Origin of the sequence: Acinetobacter sp. NCu2D-2 (assembly GCF_001647675.1) — a bacterium.
Taxonomy (GTDB): Bacteria; Pseudomonadota; Gammaproteobacteria; order Pseudomonadales; family Moraxellaceae; genus Acinetobacter.
Genome location: NZ_CP015594.1, coordinates 2,453,974 through 2,470,349, shown reverse-complemented (window position 1 = coordinate 2,470,349; position 16,376 = coordinate 2,453,974). Strand labels below are relative to the sequence as shown.

Annotated in this window: 16 protein-coding genes and 2 pseudogenes; 7 read left to right on the top strand and 11 right to left on the bottom strand. The window is 40.1% G+C overall.

The window, feature by feature from the left end; all coding sequences use genetic code 11:
- Positions 1 to 59: 59 nt before the first annotated feature.
- From atpG to A3K93_RS11895, 3 genes are read left to right on the top strand one after another with little or no spacing between them, the layout of a single operon-like run.
- Positions 60 to 929 (top strand): F0F1 ATP synthase subunit gamma, encoded by an 870-nt coding sequence (gene atpG / locus A3K93_RS11905; protein WP_067731403.1) that lies wholly within the window; start codon positions 60 to 62, stop codon positions 927 to 929.
- A gap of 30 nt (positions 930 to 959) precedes the next feature.
- Positions 960 to 2,354, top strand: coding sequence for a F0F1 ATP synthase subunit beta (gene atpD, locus A3K93_RS11900; protein ID WP_067731402.1), 1,395 nt, complete (start codon positions 960 to 962; stop codon positions 2,352 to 2,354).
- 26 nt (positions 2,355 to 2,380) lie between these two features.
- Entirely contained in the window at positions 2,381 to 2,800 is a 420-nt protein-coding gene (locus A3K93_RS11895; RefSeq protein WP_067731401.1) for a F0F1 ATP synthase subunit epsilon, read from the top strand.
- A gap of 58 nt (positions 2,801 to 2,858) precedes the next feature.
- On the opposite strand, the pseudogene A3K93_RS15160 reads toward A3K93_RS11895, so the two are convergent.
- From A3K93_RS15160 to A3K93_RS11860, 8 genes and pseudogenes are all read right to left on the bottom strand, one after another.
- Positions 2,859 to 2,933, bottom strand: a pseudogene (locus A3K93_RS15160) (hypothetical protein); the annotation flags it as partial.
- Between the two features lie 339 nt (positions 2,934 to 3,272).
- Positions 3,273 to 3,788, bottom strand: a pseudogene (locus tag A3K93_RS15155) (RelA/SpoT domain-containing protein); the annotation flags it as partial.
- Between the two features lie 90 nt (positions 3,789 to 3,878).
- Positions 3,879 to 4,319: an AAA family ATPase gene (locus A3K93_RS11885; RefSeq protein ID WP_067731399.1), complete on the bottom strand. Its 441-nt coding sequence runs from the start codon at positions 4,317 to 4,319 to the stop codon at positions 3,879 to 3,881.
- Positions 4,320 to 4,381: 62 nt separating this feature from the next.
- Positions 4,382 to 5,380, bottom strand: a complete 999-nt coding sequence (locus A3K93_RS11880) for a pirin family protein (RefSeq protein ID WP_067731398.1) — start codon at positions 5,378 to 5,380, stop codon at positions 4,382 to 4,384.
- Positions 5,381 to 5,495: 115 nt separating this feature from the next.
- Entirely contained in the window at positions 5,496 to 6,110 is a 615-nt protein-coding gene (locus A3K93_RS11875; protein ID WP_067731397.1) for a hypothetical protein, read from the bottom strand.
- 153 nt (positions 6,111 to 6,263) lie between these two features.
- Positions 6,264 to 6,629 (bottom strand): RcnB family protein, encoded by a 366-nt coding sequence (locus tag A3K93_RS11870; protein WP_067731396.1) that lies wholly within the window; start codon positions 6,627 to 6,629, stop codon positions 6,264 to 6,266.
- Positions 6,630 to 6,783: 154 nt separating this feature from the next.
- Complete coding sequence (locus A3K93_RS11865; RefSeq protein ID WP_081408506.1) at positions 6,784 to 7,812, bottom strand: IS701 family transposase; 1,029 nt, start codon at positions 7,810 to 7,812, stop codon at positions 6,784 to 6,786.
- Positions 7,813 to 7,985: 173 nt separating this feature from the next.
- Complete coding sequence (locus A3K93_RS11860) at positions 7,986 to 8,531, bottom strand: glutathione peroxidase (protein WP_067731395.1); 546 nt, start codon at positions 8,529 to 8,531, stop codon at positions 7,986 to 7,988.
- A 186-nt stretch (positions 8,532 to 8,717) separates the two neighbouring features.
- On the opposite strand from A3K93_RS11860, the gene A3K93_RS11855 reads away from it, so the two are divergent.
- Positions 8,718 to 9,626: a DMT family transporter gene (locus tag A3K93_RS11855; protein WP_067731394.1), complete on the top strand. Its 909-nt coding sequence runs from the start codon at positions 8,718 to 8,720 to the stop codon at positions 9,624 to 9,626.
- 416 nt (positions 9,627 to 10,042) lie between these two features.
- On the opposite strand, the gene A3K93_RS11850 is transcribed toward A3K93_RS11855, so the two are convergent.
- The 3 genes from A3K93_RS11850 to A3K93_RS11840 form a co-directional block, all read right to left on the bottom strand.
- A complete protein-coding gene (locus tag A3K93_RS11850) occupies positions 10,043 to 10,612 on the bottom strand; it encodes a Sua5/YciO/YrdC/YwlC family protein (protein WP_067731393.1) in 570 nt (189 codons plus the stop codon).
- A 42-nt stretch (positions 10,613 to 10,654) separates the two neighbouring features.
- Positions 10,655 to 11,794: a DNA-processing protein DprA gene (gene dprA, locus A3K93_RS11845; RefSeq protein WP_067731392.1), complete on the bottom strand. Its 1,140-nt coding sequence runs from the start codon at positions 11,792 to 11,794 to the stop codon at positions 10,655 to 10,657.
- A gap of 94 nt (positions 11,795 to 11,888) precedes the next feature.
- A complete protein-coding gene (locus A3K93_RS11840; RefSeq protein WP_067731391.1) occupies positions 11,889 to 13,043 on the bottom strand; it encodes a LysM peptidoglycan-binding domain-containing protein in 1,155 nt (384 codons plus the stop codon).
- Positions 13,044 to 13,163: 120 nt separating this feature from the next.
- On the opposite strand from A3K93_RS11840, the gene def reads away from it, so the two are divergent.
- The 3 genes from def (at position 13,164) to A3K93_RS11825 (ending at position 16,375) form a co-directional block, all read left to right on the top strand.
- On the top strand, positions 13,164 to 13,694 hold the full coding sequence (def, locus tag A3K93_RS11835) for a peptide deformylase (protein WP_067731390.1): 531 nt from the start codon (positions 13,164 to 13,166) through the stop codon (positions 13,692 to 13,694).
- Positions 13,695 to 13,789: 95 nt separating this feature from the next.
- Positions 13,790 to 14,209: a DUF2946 family protein gene (locus A3K93_RS11830; RefSeq protein ID WP_067731744.1), complete on the top strand. Its 420-nt coding sequence runs from the start codon at positions 13,790 to 13,792 to the stop codon at positions 14,207 to 14,209.
- A gap of 69 nt (positions 14,210 to 14,278) precedes the next feature.
- Positions 14,279 to 16,375, top strand: a complete 2,097-nt coding sequence (locus A3K93_RS11825) for a TonB-dependent copper receptor (RefSeq protein ID WP_067731389.1) — start codon at positions 14,279 to 14,281, stop codon at positions 16,373 to 16,375.
- Position 16,376 lies beyond the last annotated feature (1 nt).

The window sequence follows — 16,376 nt, the reverse complement described above, 5'->3', positions numbered from 1 at the left end:
TGGTTCACGGAATCAACCTTCGGAAGCTCGAAAGAGCTTTCGAATACTAGGTTAAGCGTATGGCAAATTTAAAAGAAATTCGCGCCAAAGTAGCTAGTATCAAGAGCACGCAAAAGATTACTCGCGCGATGCAAATGGTAGCAGCTTCTAAGATGCGTCGTGCGCAAGAGCGCATGGCTCAAGGCCGTCCGTATGCCGAAAATATGCACCGTGTAATTGCTCACTTGGTACAAGCGAACCCTGAATACAAACACCGTTATATGGTTGAACGCCCTGTTAAGCGCGTTGGCTATATCATCGTGTCATCAGATCGCGGCCTTGCTGGTGGTTTGAACATTAACTTGTTCAAGAAAGTGGTAAAACACGTTCAACAGCAACAAGAGCAGTCAATTGAAGTTCAATTTGCTTTGATTGGTCAAAAAGCGGTTTCGTTTTTTAAAAACTACGGCGGTAAAGTGCTTGGTGCCACAACTCAGGTTGGCGACGCTCCAAGTCTTGAACAGTTATCTGGTTCTGTACAGGTGATGTTAGACGCTTACGATAAAGGCGAGTTAGATCGTATTTATCTAGTTTCTAACGGCTTTGTTAACGCCATGACTCAAAACCAAAAAATCGAACAACTTGTTCCTTTAGCAGCTGCTGAAGAGAGCGAGAATCTGAACCGTCAATACGGTTGGGATTATTTATACGAACCTGAAGCTGAAGAGCTTTTAAATGGTTTGTTGGTTCGTTACATCGAGTCTGTGGTGTATCAAGGTGTGATCGAAAACATCGCGTGTGAGCAGTCTGCTCGTATGGTTGCAATGAAAGCTGCAACTGATAACGCGGGTGAGTTGATCAAGAACCTACAACTTATTTATAACAAGCTGCGTCAAGCCGCGATTACTCAGGAAATTTCTGAGATCGTTGGTGGTGCCGCTGCCGTTTAACATATATTAGTTTGAATTGAGGAGACAGCAATGAGTAGCGGTCGTATCATTCAGATCATCGGCGCGGTTATCGACGTCGAGTTTGAACGTAACAGCGTTCCTAAGATCTATGACGCTCTCCAAGTTGACGGTACTGAAACTACATTAGAAGTTCAGCAACAACTTGGTGATGGCGTAGTTCGTACTATTGCAATGGGTTCTACTGAAGGCCTTAAGCGTGGTTTGAACGTAACTAACACTAACGCTCCGATCTCTGTACCAGTAGGTACAGCGACTCTAGGCCGTATCATGGACGTTCTTGGTCGCCCTATCGACGAAGCAGGTCCTGTTGCGACTGAAGAGCGTTTACCAATTCACCGTCAAGCACCTTCTTATGCTGACCAAGCGGCTTCTACTGACCTTCTAGAAACTGGTATTAAAGTAATTGACTTACTTTGCCCGTTCGCGAAAGGTGGTAAAGTTGGTTTGTTCGGTGGTGCCGGTGTTGGTAAAACTGTAAACATGATGGAGTTGATCAACAACATCGCGAAAGCTCACTCAGGTTTATCTGTGTTTGCTGGTGTTGGTGAACGTACTCGTGAAGGTAATGACTTCTATCACGAAATGAAAGACTCTAACGTTCTTGACAAAGTAGCAATGGTCTACGGTCAGATGAACGAGCCACCAGGTAACCGTTTACGCGTAGCGTTGACTGGTTTGACTATGGCTGAGTACTTCCGTGATCAAAAAGACGAAAACGGTAAAGGCCGTGACGTACTATTGTTCGTTGATAACATCTATCGTTATACACTAGCGGGTACTGAAGTATCAGCACTTCTAGGTCGTATGCCGTCTGCAGTAGGTTACCAACCAACACTTGCAGAAGAGATGGGTGTTCTTCAAGAACGTATTACATCTACTAAGTCTGGTTCTATTACGTCAATCCAAGCGGTATACGTACCTGCCGATGACTTAACAGATCCATCGCCTGCAACTACGTTCGCTCACTTGGACGCAACTGTTGTATTGAGCCGTGACATCGCTTCTCAAGGTATTTACCCTGCGATCGATCCACTTGACTCTACTTCACGTCAGTTAGATCCACTTGTAGTAGGTACTGAGCATTACGAAATCGCTCGTTCAGTTCAAAACGTTCTTCAACGTTACAAAGAATTGAAAGACATTATCGCAATTCTTGGTATGGACGAATTGTCAGAAGAAGACAAACTTACTGTATACCGTGCACGTAAGATCCAACGTTTCTTCTCTCAACCGTTCCACGTAGCTGAAGTGTTTACTGGTGCTCCTGGTAAACTTGTACCGCTTAAAGAAACAATTCGTGGCTTTAAAGGTCTTCTAGCTGGTGAATACGATCACATCCCAGAACAAGCGTTCTACATGGTTGGTGGTATTGACGAAGTGATTGCTAAAGCTGAGAAACTTTAATTAGTTACCTAATTTAGGAGATTCTCATGGCGACTATGCAATGTGATGTTGTAAGTGTTAAAGAGTCTTTGTACTCAGGCACTGTCAGCATGCTGATCGCAAAAGGTGCGGGTGGTGAGCTAGGTATTATGCCTGGTCACGCACCACTTGTAACTTTGCTCCAACCTGGCGCGATTCGCGTTATTTTGGAAAATGGTACAGAAGAGTTAATCTATGTATCAGGTGGTGTTCTAGAAGTTCAACCGCACGTTGTTACTGTTCTTGCAGATACTGCAGTTCGTGCTGACAACCTTGATGAAGCTGCAATTCTTGAAGCGCGTAAAAACGCTGAAGCATTGCTTGCAAATCAAAAGAGCGATTTGGATGCTGCTGCTGCATTGGCTGCTCTTGCAGAAACTGCTGCTCAGTTGGAAACGATCCGCAAAATCAAGAACCGCGCTCAATAAGAGACGGTTTGAGATTAAAAAACCACCCGAAAGGGTGGTTTTTTTATGGCTGTAAATTCTTTGCTCTAATTAAAGCTTGTTCTGCTGCAAGCTTCGCTAACCTTCTTCTTTCTCTAGGATCATTAGCAACTCTACGACCAATAATTTCTGTATTTATCGTACTACTTGTATTCTTAAGTTCTTTAAATGCTTGTTTTAATTCTTCATGATCTTTGACTTTGTCTAATAGTAAGTCGATTTTATTTTCTAGATCAGTAATTTTCATTTGATGCTTTTGCATCTCTTCTTTAGCTTGTAATTCACTTTCAATAATGCCTTTTAACGTTATAACAAAGGTGCCCATTTCATCCGCACTACCAGCTAAGCGATTAAAAGTATCCAAGTATTCTTTCAAATTAGGATCTTTGGAAAAATTTGGATATCTTACTTTATGGTCAATTTCACTCCAACCTTCTTCAAAAATAGTTCTAGTTTGGATTTCACAAGATATAGTTTGACTATGAATTTCACCAGCGGGAACGATGTAATGAATAGACCTGTAGCTATCATTATGCTTCTTTGTCTCACAATCAGGTTTATCTAGGTATTGATCTAAATCATCTCCCTCACGATAGTAAACAACAACTTTTTCTTTAGGTGTCCATTTCGATAAAATATGTTGATGAACAGGTAACCAATCTTGTTTAAAAAGATATATGGCTCTAACACCAATTAAATCATCTATTTTGGATTTGTAGTTAATGACATCAATATCTTCATATTTTTCAGATTGAGCTTCTTTTTTTCTAATAATTTTTTCAATTAAATGACTAGTATCTTTTACGCGCCAACGTACAGAGTGAACGTGTTTACACCGTTGTAGTTTTTTCGCAATATACTCTGCTGAATCAAATAGATCTTCTTTCGATTTCTCATAATCATCTGCAATATCGACTAATATTTGAGGATCTAAATTCAAAGCTTTAACTGTTTCTAATTCGATCCGCATTTTTTCTAAAAAATCTTGATGTTCTTGGCTAATTTTCAAAATTTCTACCCTAATACGTTTTATAAGTTGTTGTTCTATAATTATTTTATCTTAATTTAAAGAAATAATCGAAAACTCCCCATTCCCTACAATCTTTACCTTAAACATTTCATCAAACCCTTCATCCAAACTTGGAACTTCTAGCTTTTTATAGGTTGCTCGAACACCGACTTCAGGAATATTGGCTTTACCAATACGCTGATGATTTCGTTCCAAAGTGCTGTTTAAATCCGTTTCAAAATAATAAGAAATCACTTCAAAGCCTGCGTCGATAGCTCGTTGAATATAGCGTGCTCGGTCGGCTTTGGTCGGGTTAGTATTATCAATCACTGTTTTGGTTTTTGAGGTTAAACAGGCTTCAAAAATCATATTTTCACGATGTCGCGTTTTCAGCATATCTAAGTTAATGCGCAAATGACTATGTGCCAAATTTAGCAAATAAAAGCTCGATTTTCCCGAAGCCTGCACCCCTGTAAAAATAATCAGCTGCATAATTTTTATAAAAAAGCTTAAAGTGAAAGACACAATAGGCTGTTTTTATTCAGTTTGGCAAGTTAAAGCTGTTCAGGAAATTCTTTATGTTCTCCGCCATTATAGGTAGCAAAACGCGGTTGTTCTTTTTTAAACACAGGTGCAGGACTTGGCCAAGGCCATTCACCAAAATGTGTTTCACGATAACGTCTAAAGGCAGCATTCAACTCTTCATCACTGTTTAAAACAAAAGGTCCACGCATTGCCACAGGTGCACCAATCGGTTCGCCCTCAAGCCATAAAATGCGTGATTCTAAATTGCCCGCTTTTAAGTGAATGTCGGTATCAGGCTGCAGCTCAAGTAAATGTTTGAAATCAATGCTTTGGTCTTCTACTTGTAAGGTCTTACCTTGATAGAAATAACAAAAACGTGTCGATGTTGCGGTTGTCGCTGGAATGATCAGCTCTGCTTCAGGATCGAGTGTAATCATATAGATATTTACGCGGTTTTCAGCTGCTGCAGCCCATGAATGCGGTGGGCGGGGAATCGCTTCGGTATGCTTAAATTGACCTGAAATCACGCGTAGATCTGATTTTCTTCCAGATACATCATTCTCAATAACGTGCGGGATTTGCTCACGCCAAAACATCTTATAGTCAGCAGGTTGTTTCTTCTGCTCAGGGGACGAGTTAAACCAGATTTGAAATAACTCCAAAGGATTTTCACGTTCATCGTGAATTAATGGGAACATTTCACAGTGTTCAACACCATTGCCTGTGGTGAGCCATTGCACATCACCATCGGCATAACGGCCAGCATTACCGAGTGAATCAAAATGATCGACTGTACCAGACTCAACTAAGGTAATGGTTTCAAAACCCGTATGTGGATGCTCAGGAAAGCCGGGAACCACCTCACCATAATACATATTGTATTCGTCATTCAACGCGGGTGTAGCAGGGCCTAAATCAGCATTTCCTTTAGGAAAGTGGTCAATATGATGGGCGCAGAAAATAAAGGGATCTTTAAAATCAAGTCGAAAACCGACAGGGGTAACACTATAAATAACCGGATTCGACATAAAACAGCTCCTTAATTTATCTGAATCATCATGACGCTGATTTAACTCTAATCAGCGTATGGTTTTTGATCTATAGATAAACTGTAAAGCTGCCTTATTGGTAAAAAATTAATCGTTAAGCATCTGGGCGATCTTCAGACGTATCAGTTGATGATTTCGCACCATTTTCCAATAATAAACCGCCGAGTTTGATCATCTCAGATTGAATATTTCCCATTTGCTGTTCAATTTTTTTCACATCAACTTTGCTAAGGTCAATATCACCATTCATTAAAGATGAGCTTAAAACTTGTTGATTAGATTGAATAATTTTTTGTCGGATTTGATCAATTTCCTGACTTTTTAAATTGAGCTTATTTAAGATGTCATTAAATTCAGTCAGTTCAGTTTTGAGGTTGGTAACTGTGGTTTGTAATTGAGCAGTATCTTTATGGTCGACTGCAGTTTGTACGTCCGTTTGCAGTTGTTGAATCTTTTCTAAATATTCACCCGCTTGGCTTTGTACATCGGCAACGTCCCGAACGATGTAAAACATATTGCCTGATTTTAAGGTTGCTGAATTTTGGGTAGACGATACTGATTCATCTGCAGTCTGAACCTGTGTTCGAGTCTCGGGTTCAGCATTTACTGATTCAGACATTGGATTTGAAGATTGGTCACAACCAAAAAGGGCTAAGGCACCAGCAAAGAGTGCAAAAGGTAAAACACTGTTTTGAAGTATATTTTTCATTCAAATTTCAAGCAAAGGTGACCATAGACTTACTATAACCATGAAATAAGTATGCACCATGTAGAGTTGCAAACTTATAACAAAACCGTATTTATTTTAGCCATTAAAAAAGAGTGCCGAGGCACTCTTCTTTCACCGAGATTGAGTAGGGGATTAACCTGCAATGATTTTGAGAATTTTATGGTTAATTACGTTCGTCAAAATGTAGTCGCCATTTACTTTCAACCATTGTTGGTTTTTGCCAGGTTTACTCAATTTTTTGTAGTGTTTATGGTCGATTTTAAAGCCTTGACCATAATATTGGCTTGGAACTTTTTGACCTACACGCCAGTCACGTGAAGGATTCACTGCCTTTTTAGCAAAAGGTTTCGCTTTTTGCTGTTGATGTACAGGCGCTTGGTGATGTTTATTTTGTACCTGTGGCGCATGGCGCTGATGATCTTGAGGAGCTGCCATAGCGGGTGCAGCAACTAAAGCAGTAGATACCGATAAAACGATTGCTTTGAATAATGTGTTCATACTTCACCTTATGGAGTAGTTCATCTTTGTATGAACTCAGCATAGGCGTAATGTTTTGAAACATAGTGAATAAAGTGTTTGATAAATATAAAAATAAAGTAGAAATCATGAAGTAGAGAATAGTTGGATTTTATTAATTAGGACTTACGCACTATTATTTATAGATTTTCTGTGGCAGCAGATGATTCTTATCGAGAATAAATTCATCAATAAAGTTCTTGATAATTGGTCTAAATAATTTCTTCTGCCAACGATATACATTTTCAAAGATCCGCTCAAATTGGTTCTTTTGTATCTCAACATAGGCCATCAAGGCTGAGAAAATATGATTCAAAATCAGCTTGGATCGTCTTACTTGAAACTTTTCAATATGACAAACCTGTTTAATTACTCGATGATATTGTTCTATTTTCCAATGACTTGAATGTAATTCATAAAAACCATCAAAGGACAATAAATCATCTTCATCTTGATGCACAATATAAAATCTCTGCTGTTCTTTTAACTGAGTCTTAAATAATTGTACAAAGCCAACATCTTTGAGCCAGACCACTTGACCCTGATGAAAATTCGGCAATAAACGGAGTTGAAACCATTGTCCTTTTTCAGGGGAAACCTTACGGTTACTGTCGACACCAAACATAAATCGAATACCATGTTTTCTTATGGTTTTTAGATTTTCAGTCGATGAATACCAACTATCACCTGTAATAAATTGAATCTTTGCACCCCAATTGAGTACTTCACTTAACATCTCCATAAAGTAATCATTCTTGGTTTTACTTTCTGACTTATCATAAATTCGAAAATTAATTGGAATATTTTTGCCATGTTGATCTGTCGCATACAAGGTAATGAGATTAATACCCTTGACGGATCGGTGGTGTTTACCTGACCAAAAATAGCTAACTAAGTCCATATGTTGACTATATGGCTTATCTAAAACAGTATCATCAATACTGACTATAAGTTTATTATTATCAATGTGTTGAATTGCTTCTTGATATAGATCGTGAGCTGTGTAGTCTTCACGCTCCAAAAAGCGATTTACACTGTCATGCGAGATATTATAAGTCTCGGCAAGTTGTGTGCAGCTAATAGAGTTTGGTTCTGTCATGAGAAAGCCCATATAAATGGGTAATGTACAAGTTGCTGTAGAAGCATGTTTAGTTCGTCTGATCACAGATACGTTATAAAGTAGTTTGAGACTTTTTTGAATCCGTCAATGCGTAAGTCCTATTAATTTAAATCATTGTTATTTATCATTTAATGTAAGCAATGCTAAGAGCTAGAGTTGCTTACATTACTGTTACAAATGACCGGATTTATCCCAATTTAATCCGTAATTGATGTCATTTATTTTGCCAATTCTGCATTAATCGCATCCACGATACGTGCATCATCCGCAGTAATATCTGGCGCAAAGCGAGCAACCACTTCACCTTGCTTATTGATGAGGAATTTTTCAAAGTTCCACAACACTTCAGGTGGTTCATTAGGCGTTAATCCATAATCGACCAAATCTTTAAACCAAGGACCTTCACCAATACGCTCAGGAATCGCTTGTGTTAAAGCAGCGTATAGAGGATGTTTTGCCTCGCCGACCACAGGAATCTTAGCGAACAGCGGGAAATCCACTTGATAATTCAATGAACAGAATTCCTGAATTTCAGCTTCTGAACCGGGTTCTTGTGCCAAGAAATCATTTGATGGAAAGCCAAGAATTTCTAAACCTTGATTTTTCTTCTCGGCATACAGTTTTTGCAAGCCTTCATATTGTGGGGTAAGACCACATTTTGAGGCAGTATTGACAATAAGAAGTACCTTACCTGCATATTGATTAAGTGTCGTGTCCTGACCTTGGATAGTTTTTACTGGAATATCATAAACTGAAGTGTTCATACGCGATCCATTGTGTATTAAAAGTTGCATTCTGTTTTAACGATAAAACACAGTCAGTACAAGTGGGATCACGTGTATAAATTAAACAGCATACAGTTTAAGCATTAAATTTATTGGAAAATTCCAGTATGCTTGCCAGCAATGAAAATCTCATCATGAGAACATAAAAACTGTAGGTTTGAGGGTATGACGCAACAACAAAAAGTAGTGGGCTATGCTTTGCTGCTGCCATTAATGGCTGTTTTGATTTGGTCTCTAAATATGACCATTAACCGCTATGTCGCTGATTATATTTCCCCACTCAGTATTAGTTTTTATCGATGGGTGTTGGCATTACTGTGTATGACACCTTTTGTATTGAAACCTGTATGTCAGCAATGGTCGAGCATTCGTCCCCATCTCGGGCATTTAGCAGTGCTTAGTGCTTTTGGTATGGTGTTTTATCAGGGTTTGGCCTATACCGCAGCGCATTATACCAGCGCGACCAATATGGGGCTGATTAATGCATTTATCCCAGTTTTTACCATTATTGTGGGGATTTTTATTCTCAAAACTAAACCGACCTTGGCTGCAGTGATTGGAAGTATCGTGTCTTTGCTCGGCTTGTTTTATGTCATTGCTCAAGGGCAGTGGAGTCATCTACTACAAGCCGGTCATAACTATATCGGCGATTTTCTCATGCTGGTCGCGGTATTCTTTTATGCCTGTTATGGGATTTTTCTTAAAAAGTGGAATATTCAAATTCCCTTAATTTCTAGTCTTTATATCCAAATATGTTTTGCCTTTTTACTGCATTTACCTTTTGTTTTTTATATGGGGTTAGATCCAATTAATATTCATAATGCTGCAAGTATTGCCTATGCGGGAATTTTTCCTTCAATTGCAGCGCCGTTTTTATGGATGTTGGCTGTGCAGCAACTTGGGCCAAACCGTAGCAGCATTTTTATGAACTTGATTCCGGTGTTTACAGCCTTGATTGCTTATCTTTGGTTAAATGAATCTTGGACGCAGTATCACAGTATTGGTGGTTTCATTATTTTGATTGGAATTTTACTTGCGCAGTACACGCCAAAACCTGCTCCAGCGCGTTTATAAAATTCAATTTGATTAAAAAATAAGCAAATGATTTTGTGTTTTTATATTTGTAGAACTTATTTTGCTTATTTTTTATATTGAAATTAGACATGTTTTGAAACAAATAACGATTAAAATTGAAGTAAAAATAGCAAGATATTTTGAATTTTCAGATGTTTGATGAATTTATTGATAGTTTTTAAGTCTTAATTAATTTTTTTATTGTATTTGTTGTGAGCTAAGCTTTCTCCCATAATACACACATCGAGAATGATGACGCAGAAAATGTTCTGAATTATCAAACTCCCAGAGATTTTTGAACCCTCTGGATGTGATTTATGCACATCCTTTTTTATGCTCAACCATCCCTATATGGTTGAGCTTTTTTTTGTCTGCAACTTTTGTCTTATTTGAAAATAGCAAAGAAGTTGATTCGCTTAATCGCGAATCACTTCACCAGTTACCGCATCCAAAATTCGACTTGGTTTTTGACTCATGCCCAAATCACCATTTAGATAATTCAATTCTTCACCAAAATAATTCATCGCATCTTGTAGTGAACGTGCAGGTTCTAATCCAGCAGGATTGGCACTGGTCGATACAATAAATCCGCCAAATGCTTGGCAGAGCGCAACACATAAAGGATGAGTCGTCACACGTACTGCGACTTTAGGATGTTGACCTTTAATCCAGGTCGGAATATCACAGCTTGCAGGCAATAACCATGTAGTGGCACGTTCTGCAGGTCCTCGATTGGTCCACGAATCAATAATTTGTGCTTTGGTTTCATCTGACAAGCCTGCAAATAAATGCTCGACCTGAGAGATATGACCTGCCAATAAAATCACGCCTTTTTCGATTGGGCGTTGTTTTAAACGTAGAATTTCTAAAAATGCCTGTTCGTTGTAAGGGTCGCAGCCCAAGCCCCAAACAGCCTCTGTAGGATAAGCTAACACATCGCCTTTATTGAGCAGAGTCGCTGCTTCGGCAACAGAGGTGGTGATCATAGGAGATGTCCTTCGAATAACGAAAAAAGACTATTTTGAACCTTATTTACTATTACGACAACGCACAAACATGCCAGATTGTTGTGTACTTAAACCCAGTAATTCTAATTCCATCAAGTGGCTAGTCAGAATGGAGACATCCTGTTTTAGTTGAATGCTTAAAGAATCAAGGTCTTGCCCGACCCAATCTAACTGATTGTAAAGTGCAATCAGGTGTTCAGGGATACGCGTTGGTTCACTAGAAGGCGCTTCTTTAGGTAGAGAATTTTGTAAAGATTGCCATTGCGTAGCAAGTGCGAGGTCTTCAATGACTTGCTGCGGGTGATCAATCAATGTCGCGCCGTCACGGATCAATTGATGACACCCTTGATGTTGCTCACTATAAATATGTCCCGGAATGGCAAAAATAGTTTTGCCTTGTTCAGCTGCCCATTGCGCTGTGAGTAAGGAACCACTTTTAAGTGTTGCTTCTGCCACAATGACGCCTAGACTTAAACCACTGACAATACGATTTCGTCTTGGAAAGTGATGTTGTAATGGGGGAGTATCGGGCAAAAACTCAGTAATCACCGTACCGCCGTTTTCAATAATGTTGTGTCTTAACGTTTGATGTTGAGATGGATAGGTTTGATCCAGTCCTGTTCCCATTACGGCAATCGTGCGTTTATGTTGCAGTGCAGCTCGATGCGCAGCTTCATCAATGCCTTGCGCGAGTCCGCTATTGATATAGAAACCTTGTTCACTCAAGTAAAACGCAAAGTCATAAGCCACTTGTCGACCATGATGACTCGGTTTACGGCTACCAACAATTGCAATTTGGGCTTGTAGGAGAGCATCTGCATTACCTTGACCAAATAAAATCGGTGGTTTATCGGCATAGGGTTGTAGTTGTTGCGGATAATTGGCATCAGTATCGATCAAGATAAAATCTGAAAATTGTTTAACGCGTTCAATACAGCGCTGAAACTGCTTCTGCACATCAATTTGATGAAAGTCTTGTAGTCTTTTTAGGTGATTGGCGTGAATACCTAAGCTTCGCCATGTTTCGACCTGACTCGGTAGTATTGCTTGAGCAAGATAGGGATAGTGATGACGGATTTTATTAAAACTTGAAATCGAGTGTTGTACTAAAAACCATAGGGTTAGCGTATCTAATTGTTCGGACGACAAGGTATTTAGCATAGTGAGACCTATAGATGCGTCTTCTTATTATGATGTGATTTTTTTATTAGAGCTGAGAGGCCTAGACGTATGCTAGACCTCTACAGAGAATGGATTAATCTTCTAAAGATGGTACTTGGATTTGTGCACCGACTTTCATTGGTAATGCACTTTCAAGCACGTAGGCATAACTTAGGTTGTTAAAGGTCTTAAATACCATGATGCTACCGATTTCTTCACCCGGTAATTGAATGCGCTCATTGGTTTTTGGATCAACGGTCCATTCACCTGCTTGATTGACTTCAAAAACATCACCTACTTCGACACCATGTGAAGCACCACGGTCAATGGTCACCACACTGTGTTTTGCAGCTGTACCAATAGAACCTTGTACACGCACGACAATACCGCCAGCAGTAATGTTCTCTGCACTTGTAGGGTAGAACAGGGTAGGTAGCATGGCATCGTATTCAGGCAAGATACGATCACCGCGGCGCACTTCACGGTCAAAACTGTTAGTCAGTTCAAGTGTAGTTATATCACCTTCACCACGTACAGCAATACCTGAAGCTACTTGAGTCAGTTCAAGACCTGCATTGTATTTAACGCCATTTGCATCTGTGAAAATATACGGTTCGCCTTCATGATAAACCGCATAGCGTTTACCAATTTCTAAACCATTTCCACGGGCATAAACGGTTTGACCTTTTGCGGCAAGCACACGATGATCTGCTGCACCAACGATATATGGCACGCCGTCCAATGTGTCTGCAGGTAAAATCGTACTGCGAGTCAACCAGTGTTTAATGTGTTCAAGTGGAATAACCGGAATAGTATTACTTAATTCCTCGACGCGAACTTGTGGTTTGACATTGGTACCGCCAGCATATCGACGGATAATTCCGGCACAGCCATCACCTTCGTCCTTGCCAATAATCGGTTTGCCGTTATAGGTACACATCAGTAAGCGGTCACCTGGGAAAATCCAGTGTGGATTTTTAACGTGTCGGTTGCTCGCCCAAATTTCACGCCAACGTACAGGGTTCTTTAGAAAACGTTTAGAGATATCCCAAAGTGTGTCGCCTTTTTTCACTACATACACTTGCGGTGCATTGGCTTTTAGTGAAGGAGGATTGACATTACGTGCTGGTGCTGCCTCAGCAATAGACACGGTTCCTAGGCTTACCCCGACGGTAACGGCGAGCGCAAGCATTTGTTTTTTTAACCCCAAGGCACTAAAAGTTGGCGCGCCCGTCAAAACTTTTTTCATTATCATAATTCCTAAAATTATGTATGTAGTTGCGTTATAATAACGATCTTACACCGATTTTTTTGATGAAGCATTCCCTTCATTTGGTTTTTTGATCAATGGCATAATTGAGGACGCAGTATGGCCTTATTACCTATTTTAAGTTTCCCGGATCCCCGTCTTCGTACCATTGCACAACCAGTCGAAGAGGTTACTGATGAAATTCGTCAGCTCGCTGCAGATATGTTTGAAACCATGTATGAAGCGCCCGGCATTGGTTTAGCTGCGACTCAGGTCGATCGTCATATTCAGTTGATTGTCATGGACTTATCTGAAAACAAAGATCAACCTATGGTGTTCATTAACCCCAAAATAACACCATTGACTGAAGAAACACAGCCATATGAAGAAGGCTGTCTATCAGTACCTCAAATATACGACAAAGTTGAACGTCCGTCACGTGTAAAAATTGAAGCAATTAATCTTGAAGGTCAAGCATTTGAGATGGAAGCAGACGACTTACTTGCAGTGTGTATTCAGCACGAAATGGATCACTTAAACGGCAAATTATTTGTCGATTATTTATCGCCATTAAAACGTCAACGTGCGCGTGAAAAAATTGAAAAAGCGCAGCGTCAACGTGAAAAAGCGAAAGTTGCAGCGAAACGCTAAGTGAAATAGATACACTGAATTTTGATTGATAAAAGCCCAATTTCGATTGGGCTTTGTTATACTATAACACGACAAATTTTAGGATTTGCCTGTTGTTGATCTTCCGTGGTGGTCTGCTTCTTTCTGTTGCAGCCGTATTTTTACAGATCGCTGTATTCTTACAGCCCTTGTTGCCGCAGCAATATCAAATTGCGCCGGTCTGTGAAACCATCACGCGTGCACTTTTATTACCATCATCACATCAGCATCATACGACTCATACGCATCATGCCGAACCTCACATACAGACTCATTCTACAGATACAGGTCATGATCATCATGATGCCAATCATCAGTGTCAGTACTGTACGGTGTATGGCAATCTTGTTTTACCACCTGAACTGAGCGTAAAAGAAATCCTTGATCGTATTCAGGTTCGTTTAATCGCGTTCGAAAAAGCATTCCAACATGTTTGGTTTGTACTTCAGCAACTCTTTTTAATTCCTCAGGGTAGGGCACCGCCACTTTTTGCATAAAACCATGTTGATTTCGCTTGGGTCTTGAATGACTTAAGCCGTGTTTTATGTATTTGAGTGAGAAATAAAATGGCTCAGCCAAAATTCTTTTTACAGCCACTCGCGGCTGCGATTGGTGTTGTGTGTTATTCACCTGTAGTTTTTGCAGATACATCATCCACTACACATAGTTTGGCACCGATTGTGGTGACATCCGCAGCAGGTACAGATGCCAATGGTTTAATTGTACGTGCCGATCCCAAACAACCGATTCAACCAATTCCTGCAACAGATGGAGCGGACTATTTACAAAGTATTGTTGGGTTTAGTTCAGTCAATAGTGGTGCAGGCACCAATGGTGATGTGACTTTCCGCGGCATGTTTGGTTCACGTATTAAAATTCTCACCGATGGCACGGAAAATTTAGGGGCTTGTCCAAGTCGCATGGATTCACCAACCTCCTATATTTCACCTGAAAGCTATGACCGTATTTCAGTGATTAAAGGGCCGCAAACCGTTCAATACGCCAATACAGGCTCGGCAGCGACAGTGATTTTTGAACGCACGCCTGAACAGTTTGATGAAAATAACAATTACCGTGGTCAAGCCAGTGTATTACTCGGTTCATTCGGGCGTTTAGATCAAAATGTTGAAGTTGCAGTAGGTGACGAGAAAAAATATATCCGTTTAAATACCAATCGTTCAGTTTCAAATAGCTATCAAGATGGCGATGGTACGACTGTTCCTTCAGATTGGGAACGTTGGAATGCTGATCTAGCTTTGGGTTGGACACCTGATGAAAACACTTGGGTGGAACTGACGGGTGGTAAAGCCGATGGTGAAGCAGTCTATGCAGGTCGTGATAAGGATGGCGCACAGTTTGCCCGTGAAAGCTTAGGTTTGCGTGTCGAAAAGAAAAATATCAGCGATGTAATTAAGAAAATTGAAGCACAGGTGAACTATAACTATAACGACCATGTCATGGATAATTTCAGTTTACGTCCGTTACAGATGAAACATGATGAGCATCTTGGTATGGTGCTTGAAGATCCATCTGAAATGCAGGTGACACGTCGTACTTTAAATGCCCGTATGGCAGTAACACATGAATGGGAGAAAATTCAGTTCATTACAGGTTTTGATTCGCAATATAATCAACATGCTGGTGCTATGAATGGTATGGCATTAAATGCAGATATGAAATATCAGTCTTATGGCGCATTTGGTGAATTGACCTATGACTTAGGCAATGACAACCGTTTTGTCACGGGTGTACGTGTCGATCAAGTTGATGTTAATGATTTGAAAAATGGTCGCAATCGTAAAGAGAGTCTGCCGAGTGCCTTTGTCCGTTTAGAGAACATTCACCCTGAACATGAAGATGGCAAAACCTATATTGGTTTAGGTTATGTCGAGCGTATGCCAGATTATTGGGAATTATTTAAAACCAATTATCATGGTCATGAAGCCAATACCTTTAAGCAGTTAGAGACAGAGAAAACCTTACAGCTCGATTTTGGCTATCAACATCATATGGGCAACTTTAATTCTTGGGTATCTGCCTATACAGGTTTGATCCAAGATTTTATTTTAATGTCCTATGCGAGTGAGACTAAAGCACATGGCAGTGCTATGGCTATGGGCGATGGACACCATAAGTCTGATTCTGAATCGAGTAGTGCTCATGCGCATGGCAATGCAGTGAATTCACGAAATGTAGATGCATTGATTGCAGGTGCAGAAGCCGGAATAGGCTATCAATTTACGGATACGATTCAGGCAGATGTCAGTGCTATGTATGCATGGGGTGAAAACACTACGAACAATACGCCGTTGCCACAAATTGCACCCTTAGAAGGTCGCGTGAATCTTCGTTATATCCAAGATCGTTACACGCTGGGGGCCTATTGGCGCATAGTTGATGGTCAAAATCGGATAAGTGAACGTGAAGGTAATATTGTTGGTTATGACAACAAAAAAAGCTCAGGTTTTGGTACGTTGTCTTTAAATGCTACATATCATCTTATTGATGGTGTTGACCTCTCAGTGGGTATTGATAATGTGCTCGACCGTATTTATACCGAGCACCTAAACAAAATGGGTGCATCAGGTACAGGCTTACCGACCACTGAGCAATTTAATAATATCGGGCGAAATTACTGGGCACGTATCAGTGTGAAATTCTAAT

Coding starts and splice junctions, on each gene's coding strand:
- atpG (WP_067731403.1), top strand. CDS start 60: ATGGCAAATTTAAAAGAAATTCGCGCCAAAGTAGCTAGTATCAAGAGC.
- atpD (WP_067731402.1), top strand. CDS start 960: ATGAGTAGCGGTCGTATCATTCAGATCATCGGCGCGGTTATCGACGTC.
- A3K93_RS11895 (WP_067731401.1), top strand. CDS start 2,381: ATGGCGACTATGCAATGTGATGTTGTAAGTGTTAAAGAGTCTTTGTAC.
- A3K93_RS11885 (WP_067731399.1), bottom strand. CDS start 4,319: ATGCAGCTGATTATTTTTACAGGGGTGCAGGCTTCGGGAAAATCGAGC.
- A3K93_RS11880 (WP_067731398.1), bottom strand. CDS start 5,380: ATGTCGAATCCGGTTATTTATAGTGTTACCCCTGTCGGTTTTCGACTT.
- A3K93_RS11875 (WP_067731397.1), bottom strand. CDS start 6,110: ATGAAAAATATACTTCAAAACAGTGTTTTACCTTTTGCACTCTTTGCT.
- A3K93_RS11870 (WP_067731396.1), bottom strand. CDS start 6,629: ATGAACACATTATTCAAAGCAATCGTTTTATCGGTATCTACTGCTTTA.
- A3K93_RS11860 (WP_067731395.1), bottom strand. CDS start 8,531: ATGAACACTTCAGTTTATGATATTCCAGTAAAAACTATCCAAGGTCAG.
- A3K93_RS11855 (WP_067731394.1), top strand. CDS start 8,718: ATGACGCAACAACAAAAAGTAGTGGGCTATGCTTTGCTGCTGCCATTA.
- A3K93_RS11850 (WP_067731393.1), bottom strand. CDS start 10,612: ATGATCACCACCTCTGTTGCCGAAGCAGCGACTCTGCTCAATAAAGGC.
- dprA (WP_067731392.1), bottom strand. CDS start 11,794: ATGCTAAATACCTTGTCGTCCGAACAATTAGATACGCTAACCCTATGG.
- A3K93_RS11840 (WP_067731391.1), bottom strand. CDS start 13,043: ATGAAAAAAGTTTTGACGGGCGCGCCAACTTTTAGTGCCTTGGGGTTA.
- def (WP_067731390.1), top strand. CDS start 13,164: ATGGCCTTATTACCTATTTTAAGTTTCCCGGATCCCCGTCTTCGTACC.
- A3K93_RS11825 (WP_067731389.1), top strand. CDS start 14,279: ATGGCTCAGCCAAAATTCTTTTTACAGCCACTCGCGGCTGCGATTGGT.